The sequence below is a fragment of the Mycobacterium sp. 1164966.3 genome, assembly GCF_001665395.1.
In the GTDB taxonomy this organism is placed as follows: domain Bacteria; phylum Actinomycetota; class Actinomycetes; order Mycobacteriales; family Mycobacteriaceae; genus Mycobacterium.
Genome location: NZ_LZSG01000034.1, coordinates 169,208 through 191,758, shown reverse-complemented (window position 1 = coordinate 191,758; position 22,551 = coordinate 169,208). Strand labels below are relative to the sequence as shown.

General features: G+C 64.5%; 19 protein-coding genes. 4 read left to right on the top strand and 15 right to left on the bottom strand.

What is annotated here, in order from left to right; all coding sequences use genetic code 11:
* Nucleotides 1-41 precede the first annotated feature (41 nt).
* The 3 genes from A9W99_RS11940 to A9W99_RS11930 are packed head-to-tail and all read right to left on the bottom strand — an operon-like array spanning nt 42 to nt 2,163.
* On the bottom strand, nt 42-1,295 hold the full coding sequence (locus A9W99_RS11940) for a cytochrome P450 (RefSeq protein WP_067377499.1): 1,254 nt from the start codon (nt 1,293-1,295) through the stop codon (nt 42-44).
* 5 nt (nt 1,296-1,300) lie between these two features.
* Nucleotides 1,301-1,495 carry a ferredoxin gene (locus A9W99_RS11935; protein ID WP_067377369.1) on the bottom strand — a complete coding sequence of 65 codons (195 nt, stop codon included), beginning with the start codon at nt 1,493-1,495 and terminating at the stop codon, nt 1,301-1,303.
* A gap of 11 nt (nt 1,496-1,506) precedes the next feature.
* Nucleotides 1,507-2,163 (bottom strand): TetR/AcrR family transcriptional regulator, encoded by a 657-nt coding sequence (locus A9W99_RS11930; RefSeq protein WP_067377362.1) that lies wholly within the window; start codon nt 2,161-2,163, stop codon nt 1,507-1,509.
* A gap of 283 nt (nt 2,164-2,446) precedes the next feature.
* On the opposite strand from A9W99_RS11930, the gene A9W99_RS11925 reads away from it, so the two are divergent.
* A complete protein-coding gene (locus A9W99_RS11925; protein WP_067377359.1) occupies nt 2,447-2,839 on the top strand; it encodes a nuclear transport factor 2 family protein in 393 nt (130 codons plus the stop codon).
* A 64-nt stretch (nt 2,840-2,903) separates the two neighbouring features.
* Here the strand turns inward: A9W99_RS11925 and A9W99_RS11920 are convergent, their stop codons facing one another.
* Together A9W99_RS11920 and A9W99_RS11915 are read right to left on the bottom strand one after the other, a co-directional pair.
* Nucleotides 2,904-3,731: an SDR family oxidoreductase gene (locus A9W99_RS11920; RefSeq protein ID WP_067377357.1), complete on the bottom strand. Its 828-nt coding sequence runs from the start codon at nt 3,729-3,731 to the stop codon at nt 2,904-2,906.
* Between the two features lie 89 nt (nt 3,732-3,820).
* The gene (locus A9W99_RS11915; RefSeq protein ID WP_067377355.1) at nt 3,821-4,630 is read right to left on the bottom strand and encodes an SDR family NAD(P)-dependent oxidoreductase; all 810 of its coding nucleotides are present in this window, start codon (nt 4,628-4,630) and stop codon (nt 3,821-3,823) included.
* A 150-nt stretch (nt 4,631-4,780) separates the two neighbouring features.
* Between A9W99_RS11915 and A9W99_RS11910 the strand changes: the two genes are divergently transcribed.
* On the top strand, nt 4,781-5,545 hold the full coding sequence (locus tag A9W99_RS11910) for an SDR family oxidoreductase (RefSeq protein ID WP_067377352.1): 765 nt from the start codon (nt 4,781-4,783) through the stop codon (nt 5,543-5,545).
* Between the two features lie 9 nt (nt 5,546-5,554).
* On the opposite strand, the gene A9W99_RS11905 is transcribed toward A9W99_RS11910, so the two are convergent.
* Together A9W99_RS11905 and A9W99_RS11900 are read right to left on the bottom strand one after the other, a co-directional pair.
* Nucleotides 5,555-6,442, bottom strand: coding sequence for a PPE family protein (locus tag A9W99_RS11905; RefSeq protein ID WP_067377348.1), 888 nt, complete (start codon nt 6,440-6,442; stop codon nt 5,555-5,557).
* Nucleotides 6,443-6,693: 251 nt separating this feature from the next.
* Nucleotides 6,694-9,966, bottom strand: coding sequence for a LuxR C-terminal-related transcriptional regulator (locus tag A9W99_RS11900; protein WP_371514953.1), 3,273 nt, complete (start codon nt 9,964-9,966; stop codon nt 6,694-6,696).
* Between the two features lie 191 nt (nt 9,967-10,157).
* Here A9W99_RS11900 and A9W99_RS11895 point away from each other — a divergent pair, with 191 nt between their 5' ends.
* A complete protein-coding gene (locus tag A9W99_RS11895) occupies nt 10,158-11,339 on the top strand; it encodes a serine hydrolase domain-containing protein (RefSeq protein WP_067377346.1) in 1,182 nt (393 codons plus the stop codon).
* Nucleotides 11,340-11,460: 121 nt separating this feature from the next.
* On the opposite strand, the gene A9W99_RS11890 is transcribed toward A9W99_RS11895, so the two are convergent.
* From A9W99_RS11890 to A9W99_RS11875, 4 genes are read right to left on the bottom strand one after another with little or no spacing between them, the layout of a single operon-like run.
* The gene (locus A9W99_RS11890) at nt 11,461-12,237 is read right to left on the bottom strand and encodes a glucose 1-dehydrogenase (protein ID WP_067377344.1); all 777 of its coding nucleotides are present in this window, start codon (nt 12,235-12,237) and stop codon (nt 11,461-11,463) included.
* Between the two features lie 44 nt (nt 12,238-12,281).
* Nucleotides 12,282-13,079, bottom strand: a complete 798-nt coding sequence (locus tag A9W99_RS11885; protein WP_067377342.1) for an SDR family oxidoreductase — start codon at nt 13,077-13,079, stop codon at nt 12,282-12,284.
* Nucleotides 13,080-13,090: 11 nt separating this feature from the next.
* Nucleotides 13,091-14,071 carry an alpha/beta hydrolase gene (locus A9W99_RS11880; protein WP_253869750.1) on the bottom strand — a complete coding sequence of 327 codons (981 nt, stop codon included), beginning with the start codon at nt 14,069-14,071 and terminating at the stop codon, nt 13,091-13,093.
* A complete protein-coding gene (locus A9W99_RS11875) occupies nt 14,068-15,672 on the bottom strand; it encodes an acyl-CoA synthetase (RefSeq protein ID WP_067377491.1) in 1,605 nt (534 codons plus the stop codon). The genes A9W99_RS11880 and A9W99_RS11875 overlap by 4 nt, the downstream gene beginning before the upstream one ends.
* A gap of 169 nt (nt 15,673-15,841) precedes the next feature.
* On the opposite strand from A9W99_RS11875, the gene A9W99_RS11870 reads away from it, so the two are divergent.
* On the top strand, nt 15,842-17,266 hold the full coding sequence (locus A9W99_RS11870; protein WP_067377341.1) for a wax ester/triacylglycerol synthase family O-acyltransferase: 1,425 nt from the start codon (nt 15,842-15,844) through the stop codon (nt 17,264-17,266).
* On the opposite strand, the gene A9W99_RS11865 is transcribed toward A9W99_RS11870, so the two are convergent.
* Genes A9W99_RS11865 through A9W99_RS11850 form a run of 4 tightly spaced genes read right to left on the bottom strand, consistent with a single transcriptional unit; the run spans nt 17,263 to nt 22,468 of the window.
* On the bottom strand, nt 17,263-18,822 hold the full coding sequence (locus A9W99_RS11865; protein ID WP_067377340.1) for an FAD-binding protein: 1,560 nt from the start codon (nt 18,820-18,822) through the stop codon (nt 17,263-17,265). The genes A9W99_RS11870 and A9W99_RS11865 overlap by 4 nt on opposite strands.
* Before the next feature lie 10 nt (nt 18,823-18,832).
* Nucleotides 18,833-20,485: an AMP-binding protein gene (locus A9W99_RS11860; RefSeq protein ID WP_067377337.1), complete on the bottom strand. Its 1,653-nt coding sequence runs from the start codon at nt 20,483-20,485 to the stop codon at nt 18,833-18,835.
* A 1-nt stretch (nt 20,486) separates the two neighbouring features.
* Nucleotides 20,487-21,038, bottom strand: a complete 552-nt coding sequence (locus tag A9W99_RS11855; protein ID WP_067377334.1) for a hypothetical protein — start codon at nt 21,036-21,038, stop codon at nt 20,487-20,489.
* A 35-nt stretch (nt 21,039-21,073) separates the two neighbouring features.
* Nucleotides 21,074-22,468, bottom strand: coding sequence for a wax ester/triacylglycerol synthase family O-acyltransferase (locus A9W99_RS11850; protein WP_067377333.1), 1,395 nt, complete (start codon nt 22,466-22,468; stop codon nt 21,074-21,076).
* Nucleotides 22,469-22,551 lie beyond the last annotated feature (83 nt).

Here is a 22,551-nt window from a genome sequence, read left to right as displayed (position 1 = left end):
CATCATTGACCTCTCAATACTTCGTGGGCTGTAGATCAGGCTTACCAGGTGACCGGCAGTTCGTAGACGCCGTAGGTGAGGCGATCATCTTTGAACGGGACGTTTTCGAACGGGACAGCCAGTTCCAGGGTCGGAACCCGCCGGAACAGCGTACGGAAGACGATCTGCAGCTCCGCACGGGCCAGCTGCTGGCCCACGCATTGGTGCCTGCCGTAACCGAATGCCACGTTGCGGTCCGCCCCCGAGCGGTGCAGGTACAGACGGTCGGGTTCGGTGAAGGCGGCTGGATCCCAGTTGGCCGGAGCCAGGTCGATGATGATGCCCTCACCGGCGCGGATCACCTCGCCGGCGATGTGAATGTCTTCGACCGCGACGCGGCGCTGACCGTTTTGAATGATGCTGAGATACCGCAGCAATTCCTCGATCGCGTTGGCGACTATCTTGGGATCGTCGGCGTCGCGGATGGCGGGCAGCTGGTCGGGATTCTCCAACAGCGCAAGCACACCGATCCCGATCATGTTCGCGGTGGTCTCGTGCCCGGCCATCAGCAAACCGCTACTCAACTGCGTGGCTTCTTTGAGACTGAGCTCGCCGGCCTTGACCCGCTCGCCCAGATCGGAAACCGCGTCCTCAGCCGGGTTTTCCATCTTCTCTTCGACCAACTGAGCCAGGTACTTGTACAGGCTCATCGCGCCTTTGACGGTGTCCTCGCTGCTCGCGTAGCGCGCCAGTCCCACGTTGGCGTGCTCCTGGAACATTTCGGCGTCCTCGTAAGGCACCCCCAGCAACTGACTGATGACCAGCGACGGGATCGGCAGCGCTAATGCCGTGACCAAATCGGCCGGCTTCGGTCCCGCCAGCATCGTGTCGATGTGGTCGTCGGTGATCTCTTGGATGGCCGTCCGAAGGCCTTCCACCCGCCGAAAGGTGAACGGCTTGGACAGCATTCGCCGAAATCGGGTGTGCTCTTCGCCGTCGGAAGTGAACACCGACCGCGGACGCTTGTGCACGGTGGACAGCATGCGTTCGTTCCAGTGCGGAAAGCCAGACATCCGGTCGTCGACGCTGACCCGGGAATCGGAGAACAACTCGCGGCATTGCTCGTAGCCGGTGATGAGCCACGGTGTGCTGCCGTCCCAAATCCGAACCCGCGATAGCGGCCGCTGTTCAGCCAGCGCCATCACGTCCGGCGGCGGAGCGAAGGGGCAGCCGGCCGCTCGGGCCATCGGATATTCGGGAATTTCGGGTGCAGCGTCTATTCCGGAAGGACCACTGCCGGCCAGTGTTTCGGACATCTTTCTCATTCCTCGATATGAATCGCCAGCGCAGGACAGGCCGCGGCCGCCCGGCGGGCGCCCTCGGCCTGGTCAGCTGAGGGGTTCGCGTTGAGCAGCAAGACAACGCCGTCGTCGTCGCGCTGGTCGAACAGCTCGGGCGCGTTCAGTACGCAGTTGCCCGACGATGCGCAAATATCTTGGTCGACAGTCACTTTCATTTGCAGCGCCTTTACTCGTGCGACGTCACGGGGGCCATCCACAGGCCTACGATCGCGTCGATAAGGCCGGATGCCGCTGCCCGCCAGGACGATTGGTGCAGGGCCGAGCCGGCTGCGAGCGCGCGTTCGCGATCCGCGCAGGTATGCATCAAAAGGTTGCGGGCCATGACGTTGCGTTCGAAACGGACCTCGGCGGGCAGGTCGGGCAAGCAGCGGTTGATGCCGTCGACGACCCGCACCAGTGACGGCGAGCTGAGGGCGCCCTTGACGATGATGTTGTAGTAAGCGGGATCGGTCATCGCTTGGGCGGCGAACCGGGCATACCAGGTGGGATTCCCCAAAGTCTCCAGGTGATCGGTGAGCGGACGCACCAGGCAGGCGACCCAGTCCCGCATGTCGGCCGAATCTTCGAGTTCGGCCACCATCTGCTCGCGCAGCTCTTCTACCGGCCCGCGATGCTTCTTCTCGATGGCGCGCACCAGGTCTGCCTTGGTCCCGAAGTGATAGCCGACGGCGGCGTTGTTGCCCTGCCCGGCGGCCTCACTGACCTGCCGGTTTGATACCGCGAACATGCCGTGTTCGGCGTACAGCCGCTCGGCCGCCGCAAGAATGGCTTCCTGCGTTGAGGTGGCGCGCTCGGTGCGCACGGTCCTGGCCGCTGCGGTCATGCCGTCTAGTCAAACCCGCCCAGCTAGTTAAGTCAAGCGATTGATTTAAATCGGTGAGCGTGCCGAGGGGGCTCGAAGTGATGGGCCGGGCTAGTGGGTCTGAAACCTGCTCTGAACTTGCCATGATTTTCCGTGACAGCACTGTCATCGGGCTCTCGGGAGGCGGATAATATCCGGGGCGGCGAATGGTCTGACTGATCCGAGAGCCGACCACGGTGACTCCCTAGACCGGCCACGGCCGTCGCGGCCGAAATATTGGATGCGCACAAAAGGGAGTCGGGAAATGTCTGACCAAGAACAGAACGTCGACGTCATCAAGCGGGGTTACGACGCATTCTCCACTGGTGACATGGAGACGATGATGAGCCTGTTCGACGACAACATCGAGTGGTCGCAACCGGGCGACAGCGCAATCAGCGGCACCTATCACGGCAAGGGCGAACTCGGCGACTACTTCAGGCGGCTGGGCGAGAAGCCGATGACGGTCAAGCCTATTCGATTCATCGCCGAGGGCGACACGGTCGTCGTGCTCAGTGATGTCACGGTGGGCGGAGAGTCCGGCCATGGCGCCGAGGTGTTCACCCTGCGCGACGGCAAGACGATACGGGCGCAGCTGTACGAGGACACCGCGTTGATGGAGCGGGTGTACGGCAAGAAGCAGGTGTCAGCGGGCTAGCGGGCCGATAGACGCGAAAGCCCTTGGTTTCCGGTCGAATGCAGGGCTTTCGCGTCTCGCGGTGCTAACGCGACGGGGATTGGAAGCGAACATTTATCGGCCCGAGGATGCGCTGATAGCCCGCCGGCAAGACGCGCACCAGCAGGCTGAAAGCTCTGGCGTCGGGGCCGACCAGCACACGGGCCTTCTTCTGGCGAACCCCCTTCAAGATGATCCGGGCCGCGCGCTCGGCACTGGTGATGGCGACCTTGTCGAACACCTTCACCGTGGCTTGTTTGTCTAGGCCCTCCACACATTCGGCGTTGCGCGCGATCGGGGTCTTGACGTATCCGGGATGTACCACCGTCACCGCGACCCGGTGGCGCGCCGCGATCATCTCCTGGCGCAGCGCCTCGGTGAAACCGCGGACCGCGAACTTGGCCGAGTTGTAGGCGGCCTGACCCGGTACCCCGAACAAACCGAACATGCTCGACATGTTGATGACGTGGCCATCGCCGGAGGCGATGAGATGCGGTAAGAACGCCTTGGTTCCGTTGACCACACCCCAGTAGTCGACGTCCATCACCCGCTCGATGTCCTTGAATCCGCTGACTTCGACGTCGCCGAGAAACGCGATACCGGCGATGTTGTAGATCTGGTTGACCTTCCCGAAGTGGGCTTTGACTGCGTCGGCGTAGGCGACGAAAGCCTCGCGCTCGGTGACGTCGAGCCGATCTGTCCGCACGTCCGCTCCGACATCGCGGACGAGTTCCTCGGTTCGAGCGAGCCCGTCGGCGTCGAAGTCGCTGATCGCCAGCCGTGCGCCCGACCGGGCCAGCTCCTGCGCCAGAGCCTGGCCGATCCCCGAACCGGCACCGGTGATCGCGGCTACCTTACCTGCGAACCCGTCCATGGCTCCCAACGTATCGCCGAGCGTGCAACCAGTGCGGAAAAATCGAAAGATTCGCAGTGAGCGCACGTTCGGCGCCAGGCCGCCAACGCTTATTCCTTGCGCCTGGACCGAATCACCTTGCCCGCCACCGTCCCACCATCCACCGGTAGCACGGTGCCCGTGACATAACGCGAACGCTCGCTGGCGAAATACAGTGCGGCCTCCGCGATGTCCTCGGGCGTGCCCTCGCGCTTCAGCGGGCGGTCGTCGCGCATGGTTTGGCGAATGTTCGCCTCGTACCGTTCGAGTTCGGCAGGATCAACGTTGCTCGCCGACGTCGCCAGCAACGGCGTGGGGATATTGCCCGGCGCGATGGCGTTGACCCGAATCTCGTGATACGCCAACTCGATTGCCGCGCACTTGGTGAACTGGATGACCGCCGATTTCGACGCGCGATAAGTCATCACCCCGCCACCGGCCTGGATTCCGCCGATCGAGGTCATGTTGATGATCGATCCACCGCCGTGGGCGGCCATGTGCCGCGCGGCATCTCGCGTCCCGACCATCACGCCGAGGACGTTGACCGCCATGATGCGGTGAAAATCGGCAAGGTCATCCTCGAAGAAGCGGCGGTGCATGGTGCCCGAAATCCCGGCGTTGTTCACCATCACGTGCAGCCCGTCGAATTTCTCGACGGCAGCGGGCACCAGCGCGCCCACCTGCTCGGGGTCGGAGACATCTGTCCGGACGAAGAAGGCGTCGTTGCCCAGCGCCTCGGCCAGAGCCTGACCGCGGTCGGTTTCGACATCGGCGATCACCACCCGCGCGCCCTCGGCCACAAAGCGCTCCACGGTGCCACGCCCGATACCCGAAGCGCCACCGGTGACGATCGCGACCTTGCCGGCAAGTTCGTTGACCACACGACGAGTTAATCGGCGACACCACGGTTAAGTCAAGCAGTTGATTTAAGCGCGAGCGGCGACACAACAACTTTGGGGCAACGCTTAGACAGTCCGATGGGTAGTGCGATGCTGAATCAGCCAACAGCTGATACCTGAAGGGGCCTGATCATGAAGTTCGTAGTCATCGGCGGCAGTGGGCTGATCGGTTCGCAGGTCATCGCCCAGCTTGCCGAGTCGGGCCACGAGGCCGTCTCCGCCTCCCCTCGGTCGGGTGTCGACGCACTCACGGGCGAAGGTGTTGCCGAAGCGCTCAACGGTGCACACACGGTGATCGACGTGTCGAACTCGCCGTCCTGGGCTGATGACGAAGTGTTGCACTTCTTCACCACCTCAACCCGCAACCTGCTCGAGGCGGAGCGCGCGGCCGGCGTACGGCACCACGTGGCACTGTCGATCGTGGGGGCCGACCGGGCAAGCGAAAGCGGCTACATGCGAGCAAAGGTTGCCCAGGAGAAACTGATCGTCGAGTCCGGAGCCCCGTACTCGATCGTGCGCGCGACTCAATTCTTCGAATTCGTTGACGGAATCGCCGATTCGATGACCGACGGTGACACGGTACGTGCACCGAACGGAGCGTTCCAGCCGATTGCCGCCGCAGACGTCGCAACGGCGGTAACACGTGCAGCGACTGGCGAACCGGTCAACGGGATCCTCAATATCGCCGGCCCGGAAAAGCTCGGCATGGACGACTTCATCCGGAACCGGTTTGCCGCCACCGGCGACGCGCGTCGGGTGGTGACCGATCCGGCGGCCCGCTATTACGGTGCGGTGCTCGACGACCGCACCATCGTCCCCCTGGAAGGCGAAGAAGGCGAAGACGTGACCATCTACCCGACCCGTTTCAGCGACTGGATGGCCGCCCGCGCGAATTGAATCGCGTCGTCAGGCAATAGACCTCAAGCCACCAACCGCGATCTCACCCCAACTGCGCGGCACTGCCAACCTGCCGACCAACACACCGCGACCGAAAGCCGCCGACACCGTCATCTCCGGCCTACCCGGATTCTTCGTCGGCGCCAGAGCCGAGATGCCCGAGGAGGTCATGCTCACGGGCGAGCTGATCGCCGCGGCAAAGGCGTTCACCGGCGACGGAAAGGGTCTGAGCCGCAGCATGATGGTCATCGCCGCGGTAGCCGATGCCGGTTGCGCCGGCTGACCGAGACTTCGCAGCGCACGCGGCACCGCGGCCATCGCCTGGGCCAGCATGTCCGGTATGCCGGCGTCGGCGCCTATCGACCCGGCGAGATCGTCATTGAGCGTCGGCGACGCCAGCGGTGTCAAGTTCGCGGCAGCCGACGACGCTCCGGCGTAGCGATACATCGCGGATGCATCCTGGGCCCACATTTCGCCATAGTCAGCCTCCAGCGAGGTGATCGCCGGCGTGTCCAGGTTGACTACGTTTGCGGCGGCCAGCGACGTCAGCCGCGCGCGGTTGGCTTGGATCACGGCCGGCGGGATCGTTGCGGCGAAGGCGTTCTCGAATGCGCTCGCGGCGGCCCTGGCCCGGCTCGCGATAGCCTCGGCCTGTTCGGCGGTATTCGTCAACCAGCGAAGGTAGGGCGTCACGGCGGCAATCATCGCGTCGGCTGCATCGCCCCGCCAGTCGTCGTCGGCCAATGCCACGATGATAGAACTGAAATCGCTTGCGGTGCTGTACAACTCGTCGGCCAGTTTGTCCCAGGCAGCCGCTGCCGCCAGCAGTGGCTCTGACCCGGAGCCCGAATACATTCGGGCGGAGTTGATCTCGGGTGGTAGCGCTCCGAAATCCATTTCGTCTACCTCCGAGTGACCACCGGGCTACCGGCCCGGCTCAATGGCTTTGGCGCCCTTCATAACCGCACACCACTCAATGCGTGACAGTGGTGAGCCAAGTGGGCGCCATCATCCGTTCATCCACCGGCAAGACGGCGTTGCGCATGTCGCAAGAAAACAACGCCGCCTAAGTGATGGCAAGCTAAAAACGCGGACGGTAACCAGCCCGTAACCGCACTCATATAATTCATATATTTCACGGGAGCCGACTAGGGAAGACCGTTGCGGCGTACAGCTTCTTGCGCGAGTTGCACGCGGGACGTGAAACCCAATTTGGTGTACACGTGAGTGAGATGTGCCTGGACCGTCCGTGGTGAGACGAACAGTCGTTCGGCGATGTCCTTGTTCGCCAGTCCCTCGCTGACCAGACGCGCCACATCGAGTTCGGTCGGGGTCAAGGACGCCCAGCCAGTGGCGGGCCGTTTACGTTCGCCGCGGCCGCGCAGCGCATAGGTAATGGCGTCATCTGTCGACAGCGCCGCGCCCTCGGCCCATTTGGTCGGGAAGTCGTCTCCGAGCTCTTCGCGACAGGCTTCGATCGTATTCTCGTAGGCGTCTTGGTGGAGAGGGAAGCGGATCTCATTGGTGCGGCGGCGAATGGCATCTGCGGCTCCGAGAAGCCGGGCCGCGTCGGCGTGAGTACCGGCGTTCACCGCGAGGCGCGCCAGACATTCCAGAATCGCGGGCAGCGACAGACGGCCTTGAGTGTCGGTGGCGATTGCCAGCGCCTGGTGGGCATCGCGCCGGGCCTGATCATTGTCGCCCCCGTCCGCCGCGATGTACGCGCGAATGCTCAGGGCAAGCATTTTGTGCCAGCCGGCCAGAGTGGTGACCGCTTCGTCAGCAAGTTCTCGCGCTTTGGTCAGGTCGCCGACGGCATGGGCGCACAGGGCGATTGCATGGATTGCCACGCTGCCACGGTGGACACCAGGATGCTCCCAGATTTTCGTAGCGACCTCGCCTGCGGTGGCGATATCACCGTCGGCCACGGCGGCGAAAGCTATCACAGTCGCGGAGGCAAGTTCCAAGACGACGTCGAGTTCTGCTCCCGCCTTTATCGCCGAACGGCCGACGCTTTTCGCTCCGGCAACCTCACCTTTATACGCCAGGCACGACCCTTGGCTGATCAGGCATAACATCATGCCGAGGACGTCGCTGTCGGACTCGCAGTCGGTGATTACCTCGCGGAACGTGTGAATGGCACTGTCCAGATCCGCGCGCATCATCTGGGCCATGCCAATGCTCCAGCGACACAAATGCAGGTTGAGCCAGTCGCCAAGGGCATCGGCAACGTCGGCGCCCTCATTGCCGAGGGCGCAGGCAGCGAACGGATCACCGGCCATGGCAGCGAGATAGGCTTGCCGGCCGAGTATCTGGCTGAGTCGCCAATCGTCGCCGGTCGTTCGGCACAGTTCCATTGCTTCAGCGAAATAGGGTGCGGCCGTGTCGAAATCAAGCCCGGCGATGCATCCGCAGGCGGTGAGTGTTCGGGCCAGCAGTGCCGGGTCGCCGAGTTCGCGCGCGATTTCGACAGCCTGCTCAGCCATCGCCAGGCTGTCGATCGCTGCGATAAGGGAATCCAAGACCGCTTTGTCAGCTATCGCGCCTGCATAAATCGGCGGGTCCATGGCGTCCGGGTCGAATCCATCGTGATCGAGGACCGATTCGAACCAGCTCAACCCTTCTCGCAACCGTCCGCGTCCTTGCCAGACCGGCTGCAGCGACGACGCTAGCCGCAATGCCCCAGCAGCGTCACCGTCGTCGCAGCAAAAGGCGAATGCGGTCCGCATGTTGTCGATGTCGGCTTCGACGCGGGCAGCGCAATGCCGAAAAGTATTGCGGGTGGGGGTATCCAGCTCGGCTGCCAGCCTGGTGTAGTAGTCGCAGTGCCGGGCGCGTACGGCCTGCGCTTCACCGGACTGGCACAACTTCTCCAGCCCGTACTCGCGAATCGTTTCCAGCATGCGGTATCGCGTGTGATCGGCGATGTCGTCGGCCTGGACCAGTGATTTGTCCACGAGCAGGGTCAGTTGGTCGAGCACCTGATAACGCTGCACACCCGCACCACCGCATACCGCCACAGCGGCATCGAGGTCGAACCCCCCGGCGAACACGGCCAGGCGGCGAAACAACACACTCTCGGCGTCGGTGAGCATGGAATGCGACCAATCCACCGAAGCCCGCAGGGTCTGCTGGCGCCGCACCGCCGTGTGAGCGCCGCCGGTGAGCAGCTGGAAACGGTCGTGAAGGCTGTCGCGGATATCGGCTGCCGACAAGGCGCGCATGCGGGCGGCCGCGAGCTCGATGGCCAGCGGCATGCCGTCAAGGCGACGGCAGATCTCGGTCACGGCTGCGAGATTGCTGTCGGTCAGCGTGAAGTCGGGCCGGACGTGGCGGGCGCGGTCGGTGAACAACTCGACGGCCTCGTCGGCCAGCGCCAACGAAGGTACTTGCCAATTCACCTCGGCCTCGGTGTGCAGCGGTTCGCGGCTGGTCGCCAGCAGCCGCACTGCGGGACATTTGCTCAACAGTGCGACGGCAAGCGCCGCGGCCGCTTCCAACAGGTGCTCACAGTTGTCCAGCACGATCAGCGCGTGGTGGTCACCGATGCGCGCGGTGACGGTGTCGACGATCGAGCGGCCCGGCTGGTCGGGCAGTCCCAGGGCTTGGGCGACGGCCGCGTCGACGAGGTCGGCATCGGTGATTGGGGCGAGATCGACGTAGTGGAGGGGACCCCCGATCTCGTCGGCGAAGTTCATTGCCAGCTGGATGGCCAGGCGCGTCTTGCCAACGCCGCCCGCACCGGTCAGCGTCACCAGCCGATGCTCCCCGAGCAGCCGCCTGAGCTCCGCGATTTCGGTGCCGCGTCCCACAAAGCTGGTCAGTGGCACCGGAACAGCTTGTGTGGCACTGATATTCGTGGACCGCAGCGGAGGAAAGTCGATGCGCAGGTCAGGATGGCACAACTGCAGGATGCGTTCCGGGCGCGCCAGATCGCGCAGTTGGTGGCTTCCCAAATCGGACAACCACGCTCCGTGCGGCAGATGATCGACCACAAGCTGCTCTGTTGCGGCAGTCAGTACGGTTTGGCCGCCGTGGGCCAGGTCACGCACCCGAGCCGCGCGATTGATGGTCGGGCCGATGTAATTCGCCGCATCACGCAGCTGAATCTCGCCGGTATGCACGCCGATGCGCAGGCGAAGGGGCGCCAACGGCGCACGCTGCAACGCCAAGGCGCATGCCGCTGCGTCGCTGGCCCGGTTGAACGCGATGACGAAGCTGTCGCCTTCGCCTTGTTCGACCGGCCGCACCCCGCCGTGCGCATCGACCAGCCGCGTCAGCGTCGCGTCCAGGCGCGCCACAGCTGCGGTCATCTCGTCGGGGCGGCTTTGCCACAGGCCGGTGGATCCTTCGATGTCGGCCAGCAGCAGCGTCACCGTTCCGGTCGGCAGTTCGCTCACGCCCAGCTCGCTCCAGTTCATCGGCGGCGTGTCCGCGCGGGGATCAGATTCACCCATGTTAGCCAGCATGCGACGCAACGGCGTCACACAACATCAGCGGATATGCGTACAAAACGGCGCTGCGGCGCCCGCACGCAATTACGCGATCTGACCAATGATCTTTGGCTGGGCCGCGCCGCATAGTCGAGGAACCGACAAGCGAGGAGACCACCATGACCCAACAATTCTGCGACGCGGCCGTCGACGCCGTGATTGCCGGCCACTACGACCGGCGCTTCGCCGACCTGGCCGCCGCACTTGCCGACGAGATCACCACAGGCGGTGAACTCGGTGCGGCCATCGCGGTCGACATCGACGGCGAGTTGGTCGTCGACATGTGGGGCGGGTACGTCGACCGTGCCAAGACCAGGCAGTGGAATCAGGACACCATCGTCAACGTGTTTTCCAGCACCAAGAACGTCACCTCGCTGGCCGCGTTGATGCTGATCGACCGTGGGCGGCTCGATCCGTATGCGCCCGTCGCCAAGTACTGGCCGGAGTTCGCCGCGAACGGAAAACAGGACGTCGAGGTGCGCCATGTGCTGAGCCACACCTCTGGGGTGTCGGGCTGGGAGATGCCGTTCACCATCGACGATGTCTACGACTGGGAAAAGTCCACCGCCCAGCTCGCTTCTCAGGCGCCGTGGTGGCAACCCGGTACCGCGCCCGGGTATCACGCGATAACCAGTGGCCACTTGGTGGGTGAGCTCGTTCGCCGCATCACCGGCATGTCTCTCAAAGAATTTGTGCGCGAAGAGATCACGACGCCTGTGGGCGCCGACTTTCAGATCGGCGCCCGGCCCGAGGACGACAGCCGCATCGCCGAACTGATTCCGCCGCCGGCCTTGGACATACCGTTGGACGCCGTGCCCGAGGATCATCCAATGCGGAAGACCTTCGCCATCATGGCACCGACGCCTGAAGCGGCGTTGATGGCGCAGACGACCGCCTGGCGGCGCGCCGATATCGGATCAGCCAACGGGCACGGTAACGCGCGCTCGCTGGTGCGGGCGCTGTCGGCAATTTCGTTGGGCGGTAGTGCGAATGGGGTTCGCCTACTGAGCCAGGACACTATTGACCTGATATTCGAAGAACAGGCCGACGGAATCGATCTGGTGCTGTGCATGCCGGCCCGGTGGGGTATCGGCTATGCATTGCCGAAACCGGAAGCTGTGCCCGATATCCCGGATGGCAAGATCTGTTTCTGGGGCGGCTGGGGCGGCTCGATGGTTGTCATGGATCTCGACCGTCGCATGACGTTCTCCTACGTGATGAACAAGATGGGGCAAGTTACCGCCGCGGGGTCGGACCGCACCCAGAAGTACACCCGACTGATCTATGAAGCCGTCGCCTGAGAGTCCAAGAAGACTCAAGGCCGGCGCAGTTGATCGCCGAACGTGTTGTGAGGGCGAGAAAATCGCGAATTTCTCGCCCTCACAACACACTCGGCGTTAAGGCCTGCGAGCCTTACTGACGCTACTGCCCCATCACGTAACTCACGGTCGGGCCGGCTGTCCAGCCGCCGTCAACCGCGATCTCCGCGCCAGTCGTGTATGCGGCATCATCCGACAGCAGGTAGCTCACCGCGCCGGCGATCTCCTCAGGCACACCAACCCGGCCCAGCGGCGTGTTCGGGTAGTTTCCCTCACCCACTTGGATTCCCACCTGCTCGGTCATCGGCGTGTAGGTCATGCCTGGATGTACCGAATTCACGCGGATGCGGTCCCCGGCCAACTCGACGGCGGCGATTTTGGTCAGCCCCCGAACGCCCCACTTGGAGGCGCCGTAGCCCGCGGTGAGCGCAAGGCCGAAAAGTCCTGCGGCAGAAGAGATGTTGACGATCGACCCGCCACCCGCCGCCCGCATCGGCGCAATCGCAGCTTGGATACCGTTGAATACGCCGACCAAGTTGACCTCGAGGATTCTGCGGAAATGCTCCACAGGTTCGTGCTCGATGAACTGTCCGGCCGAAATCCCCGCGTTGTTGACCAGCCCGTCGAGGCGGCCCAGCTCGGCGGTCGTGTAATCCACCGCCTGTGCCCATTGCGCCGGATCGCCGACGTCCAAATGCACATATCGGGCGGACTCGCCGAGTTCGTCGGCAAGCCGCTTACCGTCGTCATCGAGGAGATCGGCGATCACCACCTTGCCGCCCCGCCCGACGATGTGGCGGCCGAATGCCGCGCCGAGTCCGCGGGCACCGCCGGTGACGAGAACTACCTTGCCTGAGAGTTGACCGGAATTCGTATTCATGGATCACCCATCTTTTCGCGAGCAGTCGCAATTGGTTTCCGGAGTCATTTGGCGGACATGTCGATGCCGAAAAGCATGGCCGCACTCATCTTCCGGGGAAGCTCGGTCAGGATCGCCGATGCCGCGATGCGGCGCGGCAGCGTGACATATCGCCGCTCCCGCTCGATCGCATCGGCAATCGCGTTGGCGACGACTTCGGGTTCCAGGTCCTCGCGCGGCAGCATGTGCAACCGCTGTGAGCGCTCGATCGCTCGCCTGGCCGGCCCGAATTCGCGGATGCCGTCGATCATGTCGGTTTTGACGGCACCGATCTGCACCAGAGTCGTCTTGACGGGCTTTCCGCGTAGTTCCTGACGGATGCCGGCCGTGAAGTGGCTGAGACCGGCCTTCGATGTGGCGTAAACGGTGACCCCGGGGCTGACGCTGACCGCGCCCATCGACGATACGTTGACGATGTGCCCGCGTCCGCGCCGCAGCATCAACGGCATGAGCTGGCGGCATAGTTCCATCGGCGCCATCAGGTTGACCTGCAGTAGATCTCGCATCTCCTGCGCGGAGGTGTCGGGAAGCAGCCGAACGCAGTCCAGGCCCGCATTGTTGATCAGCACGTCGACGGGACCGTCAGACTCCACCCGCTCGACCAACTGGCCAACGGCTACCGGATCGGTGAGGTCGGTCGGATATGCCTTGCCGCCAAGTTCCTTGGCGAGCAGCTCGAGAGCTTCTTGGTTGCGCGCGACAAGCGCGACCTCCGCGCCGCGTTGGGCCGCCACCTCCGCAATGCTGCGCCCCAGCCCGCGGCTGGCCCCGGTGATCAATACCCGAGTCTTCGTCAACCTCATGGCTTTTCCTTCTAGTCCGTGTTGACAACGCGGTTGTTCAAGGCGTCGCGCACCACTACGCAGACGTCTGCGTTGGCCTGCTCGGCGGTGGGAATGTCGTCGGGCAGGTTGAAAAAGCCGTGAAACATATCCGGGTAGCGCCGGACGGTAGCAGCCACACCCGCGGCCTGCAGCAACCGCGCAAACTCCTCGTCCTCGTCACAAAGCGGATCGATTTCGCCGGTGACGATGTGCGCCGGCGGCAACCCGGAGAGATCGGCCAGTATCGGTGAGACCCGCACATCGAGCCGATCACCGTCGGGACCCAAGTACTGCTCGGTGAACCAGCGCATGTGGTCGATCGTCAGCACCCCGGGTGCAGATCGGGCGTGTGACGCGGAAGGCTTGCGGCGCTGATCCACCACCGGATAGATCAGCACCTGAAACGCGATCGGCGGACCGCCTCGATCGCGCGCGATCATGCACACGACGGCGGCCAGGTTTCCGCCCGCGCTGTCCCCGGCCACCACGAGACGGCTTGTGTCCCCGCCGAATTCAGCCCCATGGGCGGCCACCCACTTAGTGGCGGCCCACGCGTCGTCTAGCGCGGCGGGGTAACGATGCTCCGGGGCAAGGCGATAGTCGACCGACACGACAATTGCGCCAACGCCATTCGCCAACCGTCGACAGCAGGCGTCGTGTGAGTCGAGGTCGCACAGGACGAAGCCACCGCCGTGCAGATACACGATGAGTGGAACCCTCGAATCCGAAGCTTCCGGTTCGAGCGGATGGTAGATGCGCACTGGGATTTCGTCACCGCCGTCCAACCCGGGGACTGTGCGGTTCTGCACTCGCGCGACCGGAATGTGCCGGCGCGGCTTGCGGCTGGCCCGCAGACTCTCTCGCACCTGCTTCGCGTCGGCCGTGCCGTCGCGCATCGACGCGAAAGCCGCCGCCATACGTTGTGCGGTCTCACGTTTCGCGGCGTCGGCGGCCGCATCAACTTGGGTCACGTGTCCGCCTTCTGTTCGAGCCGGCTGCGGAGCAGCTTGCCGGTCGCGTTGCGCGGCAGTTCTTCCCGGAATTCCACTTCGCGGGGCACCTTGTACCGGGCGAGATTGGCGCGCACGTAATCCTTGATGTCGTCGGCGCCGACCGAAGCGCCTTCGGAGAGCACCACGTACGCCTTGAGCCGTTGCCCGAAGTCCGGGTCGCAGACTCCGACGACGGCGACCTCGTCGACGTCGGGATAGGCACCGATCAAGTTTTCCACCTCCAGCGGATAAACATTTTCGCCTCCGCTGATGATCATGTCATCGTCGCGGCCGTCCACGTAGAGCCGACCGGTGGTATCGAAATGGCCCACGTCCCCGCTGCTGAGCAGACCGTCGATGACTTCCTTCGTCCGGCCGTCGGTGTAGGCACCGAATGTCAACATGTTGCCGGCGAAGATGCGGCCGACGGTGCCGGGCGTGGTGACCGGGTTGCCCGCGTCGTCGAACAGCGCGATACGGCACCCGACCGGAGGCCTGCCCGCAGTCGCCGGATCGTGCGCGAGGTCCTCCGGCATGGCGACGGTCATCACCGCGAGTTCGGTCGAGCCGTACAGGTTGTAGAGCACCGGCCCGAATCGGTCCATCGCGCGGTTGACGAGGTCGGGTGCCATCGCCGAGCCGGACGCGAAAACGATTCGCAGCGAGGAGGTGTCGTACTTCGCCAGGACATCATCCGACAACGCCAAAATGCGCTGCAGCATCGTTGGAACCACCACCAGCACGTCGCAGCAATAGTCCTGGACGGCGCGCAGCGCCTCCTCGGGAACGAACTTACGGCGCAGCACCAACCGATTGCCCAGCGCCAACGACAACACCGCCTGACCCAGCCCCGTGCCGTGGAACACCGGCGCGGCCACATAGCACGTTCCGCCGCGCCGCCGCGGCACCCGGTCCAGGAGCTGGGCGGAAAACAGCGGGGAGGATTTCTCACGCGGCGCACCCTTGGGGGTACCGGAAGTCCCGCTGGTCAGCAGGGTCAACCCGCCAGGTTTTGCGGGTGCCTTCACGGGCGCATCAGAAGTCGAGCAGACCAGCCGTTCCAGGGTGTCGGCGGTGATGTCCGGGATGGGCCAGGGATCGGACAACAATCTGTGGATCGACGGGTCGACCGCGTCCAGCAGACCGCTGAACTCGTAGTCGTGTACCAGCACCGAGATACCTTCGCGGCGAACAACATCAGCCAGTTGCGGCTTCGCGAATCCGGTGTTCATCAGCACCAGGCGTGCCCCCGCCTTGCTCGCCGCGGCGATGACCACGATGAGGTTGCGGTGGTCGCGGCACAGCGCAGCGATCGTGGTGCCCGAGCCCATTCCCGCCCGCGACCATGCCCGCGCCAAGGCGTTCACTCGCCGATTCAGTTGGGCGAACGTCACGTCGCCGGCATCGTCGGTGATCGCCACCTGGTTGGGATTCCGATGCGCAGCGCTTTCGACGACTCCGGCGAACGGCCCATACTTCTTGGCGGACAGGAAGGATCGCAGTCCCTCGCGCGGGCCGCCGGACAGGCCGGACTCGCGGAGCACCCGAAGGCTCTGCATTGTCACGGCCAGGTTGTCCATCTTCTGGCGGGCGCGACCCAGCGCCAACTGATCGGTCCATCTCTTCACGGTCGCTACGGTATGAGCGCAACGGCGCCGGTTGGGTGTACCTTCCCGGTCATCGGGATTTCATGCCGCCACAGCATCCCGAACCCGGTTGTCTGTCACTGAACGAATTGGAGGTGGCCGGATGCGACGTCTTACTGGTGTCGACAACTTGTTTCTCAAACAGGAGAAGACCACCCAGCCCCAACACACCATCAAGGCTGTCGTGCTCGACCCGGCCGCGGCACACCAACCGCTCACCTTCGATGTCGTCCGCGCGGCCGTCCCGGCCATGGTCGAACGGGTCGAGCCATTGCGCTGGCAGCTGTTGCAAACCCGCATGGGCCGGCCCTGGTGGATCGAGCGTCCCCGGATCGACCTCGATCACCACATCAAGCACGCGACCGCGGCAGCGCCCGGTGGCGATCGGGAACTGTCGGCGGAGATCGGCAAGATCAATATGGGCGCGCTCGACCGCGAGCATCCCTCGTGGGAACTGTGGTACGTCGACGGACTCGCCGATGGCCGAATTGCGTTGGTGCTGAAGCTTCATCACGCCCTCGCCGACGGCATGGCGTCGCTGCGGCTACTCGAAAGCATCTTCAGCTCCGATCCTTCCGAACCGCTGCCCACACCCGCGGGCTCACTGGTCGACGAACGACGCCCGAACGCTGCGGCCTGGTACCGGACCGTGTTGAAGCATCAAGCTGCGGCCGCGGCGAAGTTCCCCGGCGTGCTGGCCCGCTCCGGTCGCACCGTCAAGACGGTTCGCGCGCGCCGCAAGGCCGGTCGGCCCGGCTTCGCCGAAGCGTTCGCCGCACCGACCGCCCGGTTCAATGCGCCATTCACCGGCCGCCGCGAGTTCGCTTACCTCACTTGCGATCTCGACATGATCAAGCAGATCAAAACCGCGTTCGGTGTAACAGTCAACGACGTGTATCTGGCGGCATGCAGCGGTGCCGTCCGGTCATACCTAGACCGTCACGGTGAGCTGACCGCCGAATCGTTGTCCGCCGTCGTGCCCGTGGCGGTTCGGCGGCCCGGTGCGGAAGTGGACTGGGGTAATCAGGTGACCACCTGGTATACCTCGCTTGCCACCGATGTCGCCGACCCGGTGGAACGGCTGCAACGGATTTCGGCCAATACGAAGGCCGCCAGGGCGGTACACGACGAGCGCGACCTGTGGCTTTTCGGTGACTGGATGGAGTACTGGCCGCTGTTCTGGTTCTACGGGCGGGCCCTACCGATCGTCGGGGCGGCGACAAAGAAGCGACCCACCTACAGCCTGATCGCATCGAACGTCCCTGGCCCTAAGACCCGTTTGTACTTCGCCGGCGCGCCGATCGAGAAGCTGATCTCGGTGGGCCCGATCGTCTATCCGTACGGGCTGAACTTCACCGGCTGGAGCTACGGCAGCGACATGACGATCGGCATGCAGGCATGCAGTGACCATGTGCCCGACATCTGGGAACTCGCCGACGGGATCTCCCGGGCGCTCGACGAACTGGCCGCACGGGCGCAGCAGCCTCGGCGAGCAGACGCAAAAGCGCCCATTTCGGGCCGGAATTAGGGGATTTTGCGTCTGCTCGCCATGTCTTTCGCGGCCAAGTGGCTGAACAGCATGCTGGTGCCGATCGGGGTGCCGCCCGCCGGGTAAGCGGTTCCACTTGGCGCGGCCATCGTATTGCCAGCCGCGTACAGGCCTGGGATCGGATTGCCGGACGTGTCCAGGACGCGGGCGGCGGTGTCGGTGCGCAGTCCGCCCTTGGTGCCGAGGTCGGAAAGGCCGAACGCGGCCGCGTGGAACGGCCCCTGGTCGATCGCGACGAGCGGCGATTTCCCGCCGGAGAACGCGCGGTCGTAGGCCTCGTCGCCGCGACCGAAGTCCTCGTCCCTGCCGTTGGCAACGAACTCGTTGAAACGGGTGACTGTTGCGATCAAGTTCGCCGGCGGCACACCGATTTTGCGGGCCAGCTCGTCCAGTGTGTCACCGGTGTGCCAAAGCCCGGCGGCCACATACTTTTCCGGCTCTACTATCGACACGTTAGGCGCCTTGACCGGCGGCGCCTGACCTTCCTTGTCGTCGTAGATCATCCAATACGGCAACGTAATTGACCCAGCCTGCAATTGCTCGACGACGACGCGGCCAATCCGGTCGTATGCGGCGGACTCGTTGACGAACCGCTTACCGTCCTGCTTGACGAAAATCCCGCCGGTGAACCACAGCGCGAACGCGGAACGACCATCGGGATGCGTCAGGCCCGGCGACCACCAAGCCTGGTCCATCAGATCGGTGTCCGCACCGATCGCGATGGCCGCCTCATGCGCCTGCCCGCGATTTCCCCACGGGCCCATCGTGTCCCGTGCCCGTCCGGGCACGCCGTATTGCCGGCGGAGCTCGTCGTTGCCCTCGAATCCGCCGGCGGCCAAAAGCACACCGCGGCGGGTACGTATTGCGCGGTGCTGTCCGTCGGTCTCGACGATCGCGCCGACGACCGAGTCGCTTTCGGCGCCGACCAGTAGCTGGACCAGCGCGGTGTTCAGGCGCATTGCCGCCGCCGGATATCGCGCTGTCGCCTTGAGGAACCGGGCGATCAGGGCGCGCCCTCCGATGAAGTACTCGTCGGGCACCGGCGCCCCGAGCCGGTCGGTATCCAACGGACCACGTATCACCTCGCGCAGTTCGGGAGCCTTCGAAACCCGAAGCGGTCGCACGGCAATGTGCCGTCGGCCATCCAACCGAGCCTTCGGTGCTTTGCCGAAATAGTCCGGCCACGGCAGTATTTCGAATTTGAGTACCTCGTCGGCCTCGAGGTACTCGATCAGCGGGGCACCTCCGCGGACGTAGGTTTCTTGCAGTTCGTAGGGGGTGCGGTCACCGACCACCGCGTGGTAGTACTCCAGCGCGTCCTCGATCGTGTCGTCGATGCCGGCGCGCATGAGCACCGGGTTGCACGGGAACCACACCCCGCCGCCTCCGGAGTATGCGGTGGTACCACCGAATTTGTCGGTCGCCTCAACCAGCAGCACATCGAGTCCCTCGCGTGCCGCCGTGTACGCTCCGGTGACGCCGCCGGCACCGGAGCCGGCCACCAGCACGTCGCACTCTTCGTCCCATCGAATCACCCTGGTACTCCTACGTGTAACGCTGCTGTCCGTGGCGCGCGAACTCTGCGTCGAGGGATCGCTTTTCGTCAATAGTCATCCGATGGTAGACGGGCGCTCCGCCGCGTCCTGTCCACCGATACACCGGCTCACCGGTATGCCAACGCTGCCGCTGCAGCTCGCGCTTCAGCACCTTGTTCGAACCGGTCACCGGCAGGTTCGCGGATATCCGCAGAAAGCGTGGAAACCCCTTGCGCCCCAAGTTGTCCTGCTCAGAAAGGTAGCCGGCCAACTCGCCGGCGTCGAACTGCTCGGGGTCGGCGACCTCGATGGCTGCCATCACCTGGTCGCCTGAGCGCGGGTCCGGAACGGCGTATACCCCGGCAGCGACCACCCTCGGGTGGCGGCGCAGGACGTGCTCGATGGCCAACGCGGAGATGTTCTCGCCGTCGACGCGGATCCAGTCGCCACGCCGCCCGGCGAAGTACATGAAGCCCGCCGAGTCGAGGTAGCCGAGATCCCCGGTCCAGTACCAGCCGTTGCGGATGCGTTCGGCGTCGGCGGCGTCGTTACGCCAGTAGCCCTCGAAGTCACGGCTGCCGTATTTGTCGACGATCTCGCCGACGGCCTCGTCGGGGTTGCATACTCGCCCATGCTCGTCGAGAACTGCTGGCGCACAGTCTTGTAACGTCTCCGGGTCTACCACGGCCACGCCGGCATGTGCTGGGCGGCCCAGCGCGCCGGGCGGTGCCGCGGGATCGCGCGCCACCACCGCTCCGCCCTCGCTGGACCCGTAGCCCTCGAACAGCTCTGCCCCGAAGCGGCGGCGAAACTCGCTCTGGTCGTCAGGTGAGGCCTCGGTGCCGAAACCGCGCACCAGTGGGTTGTCGAAGTCGTCCGGCTGCTCCGGTGTGGCCATCAGATAGGCGAGCGCCTTGCCGACGTAGGTGAAGAATGTCGCGCCGAAGTACCGCACATCCGGCAGAAACCGCGACGCCGAGAACGTCGGGGCCAAGCATACGGTGGCCCCGTTGGCCAACGCCGGCGCCCACAGCGCCATGATCGCGTTGCCGTGAAACAACGGCATGCAGCAGTACTCCACGTCGTGGCGATGGTGACCGAACTTCTCGCTCGCCGCATATGCAATCCGGGCCAGCCGGCCCTGGCTGCACTTGACCGCCTTCGACGACCCCGTCGTGCCCGAGGTGAACAACAACAGCAGTAGCGAATCCTCGCCGACACCAACAGGAATCGCGGGTTCCACATGATTCGCATCGAGAAGCCGACCGTAGCCTGGATCGTCGATGTTCAAGAATCGGTCCGGCTCCAGTCCGAGGTCCAGGCAGCGCAGCCGCTCCACGCCCGCGGAGTCGGTGACGATCAATTGACAGTCTGCATGGCGAACTTCTGCGGCCAGGTCTTCAGCCCCACGGGTGGGGTTGATGCCGACGACCGTCGCACCGGCCAGCGCGGCACCGCCCAGCCAGAACAGGAAGTCGGGCACGTTGTCCAGCAGCAAGCCGATATGGAACGGCCCGGCTCGTCGCTGTGACTGGGCCAGCGCCCCGCGCGCGGCCGATTCGCGAACCACGTTGTCCCAGGTCCAATCCCGTTCGCGGGTGCGCAGCCCGAGATGCTCGTCGCCGAGACGATCGAGCAGCATGGCCGCGATGTCACCGCGCATGTCAGGTGGGCGGGTACACGAGATCGGCGTACTGCTGCGGCAGGTCGTCGCGGGAGAGTTTGGTGATGCTGACCACCCCTGGATTGTAGGAGTCCTCCCCTTGGATCAGCCCGTTCTCATCGACCGGCCACAGCAGCAGCTGTCGGAAGACGATCAGGTAGTCGGCATCGGCGTCGTCGACGGGAATGCCCAAGCGCACCGCTTCGGCGCCCGGATAGATCTGCTTGAGCAAGCCCTCGGTGACCAGGCAGTGGTCGTCGACCACGAGCCGCTGGACCTCGTATTCGAGGATGTTGGTCCTGGTGGCCAGAAAATGGGTGTAGTACTCCCGCACACCCTCGGTGGTCTTCGGGCCGAAATCCCCTTCTGCGCCCCAGAAGTGGTAGTCGGGGTGCGGAGACAAGGTGGCCATGAGTCGTCCGAAATCCGGTGCGGCTTCGGCCTTCATGTGTTCGATCACGGCGTTGAGGACGACACGCTTGCGTTCGTCCGTGGTGTCCGCCAGCCGTTTCTCCAGCGGCTGCCAGGTCCGGGTGGAGTCGATTACTGCCATGCGCTGCTCCTTCGGGTTGCGTGAGAAGTGGATAGTCAGTTGTCGGCCGTCGCCGCCACCAGCCGATCGAGCTCCGCGGCGGCGTGGGACACGAGTTCCCATGCGTCGTCGACCAATTCGGGGTCGACCTGAACGCCGACGTCGACATGATCGCCGTAGCTGAACACCGTCACATTCATGCCCATTCCGACCGCCAGTGGCCCCACCGGGAAGATGTGCTCGATGCGCGCACCGGCCAGGAACAGTTGTGACGGCGGGCCCGGGACGTTGGACACGATCAGGTTGGTGTTCAACGGCATTCGTTGTTCGAGGTTCGCCGCCTGGTAGACGCGTAGCAGGGCGCCGAACAACATTGGCGGCGCGATGTCGGTCAGTCCGACGGTTTGTTTCTTCGTCAGAGCTTCGGCCAGGTCTTTCGCGCTGTTCATGCCGCGATGAATCGCCGTCAGCCTGGCTACCGGGTCGTCGATGTCGGTGGCCAGCGATGCGACCATCGGATGCACCAGGTTGCCGAGTTCCACGTCCTCGGGCGAGCGGGTGGACATGGGGACGGTGGCGAGCAGCGGGCGCTGCGGGAGTGCGTCGCGCTTGACCAAGTAGTCACGAATCGCCCCGCCGACGACGGTGAGGATCACGTCGTTGACCTTGACGCCGAAGTGATTCTTCACATGCTTGACGTCGTCCAAAGCCAAAGAACAGTAGGCGAATCTGCGGCGCGGACCGAGGGCCCCGTTGAACGAAACGCGCGGCGCACTGAGTGGCCGCGGGGGCGGCTCGGGCCGGCGCAGATGGCTGATCGTGGTGACCGCGCCACTCACTGTCTGGCGCAGGAATTGCGCGAGCTTGGGTGGCGACACCGCCGCAGTCAGGGCTCCCCGGGCCAGCAGCTCGACGCTTGATCGGCGCGGCGCAGCTTGGCCGTCAGGGTTTTCCGTTACCGGCAGAGATGCGTCGGGTGTCAGGTCGCACAATACGTCTGAGAGGCCGGCCCCCGAAACTCCGTCGACCATTGCGTGATGGGTCTTGGCAACAAAAGCGACCCGGCCGCCCTCGAGGCCTTCCAGATACCAGCCTTCCCACAGTGGCAGACGCCGGTCCAGCGGCCGCGCGAGTATTACACCGATAATCTCGGCGAGTTCAGCGGAACCGCCTGGCGACGGCAACGCCGCCCGATGCAGGTGCGCATCGAGCCGGAAGTCGGGATCGTCGACCCACACCGGCCTGTCCAGCCGAAACGGCACCTCCTGGATGCGGCGCCGGAACTGCGGAAGGTACTTCAGCCTGCGCTGGACGTGGTTACGCAGAGTGTCGAAGCCATACCCCGGCACCGAGCTGGGGTCCAGGATCATCAGCCCCAGTGTGTGCTGGGGCCACGCGGTGGCGCCTTCCATCGACAAAAACATCGCGTCCATACCGGATAGCCGCTTCATCACTGAGCTCCATTCATTCGCGGCTCATCCGCGACCAGATGCGAACGTAGCCGTCGGCGTCGCGCTATGGCCGACTGTCTCCC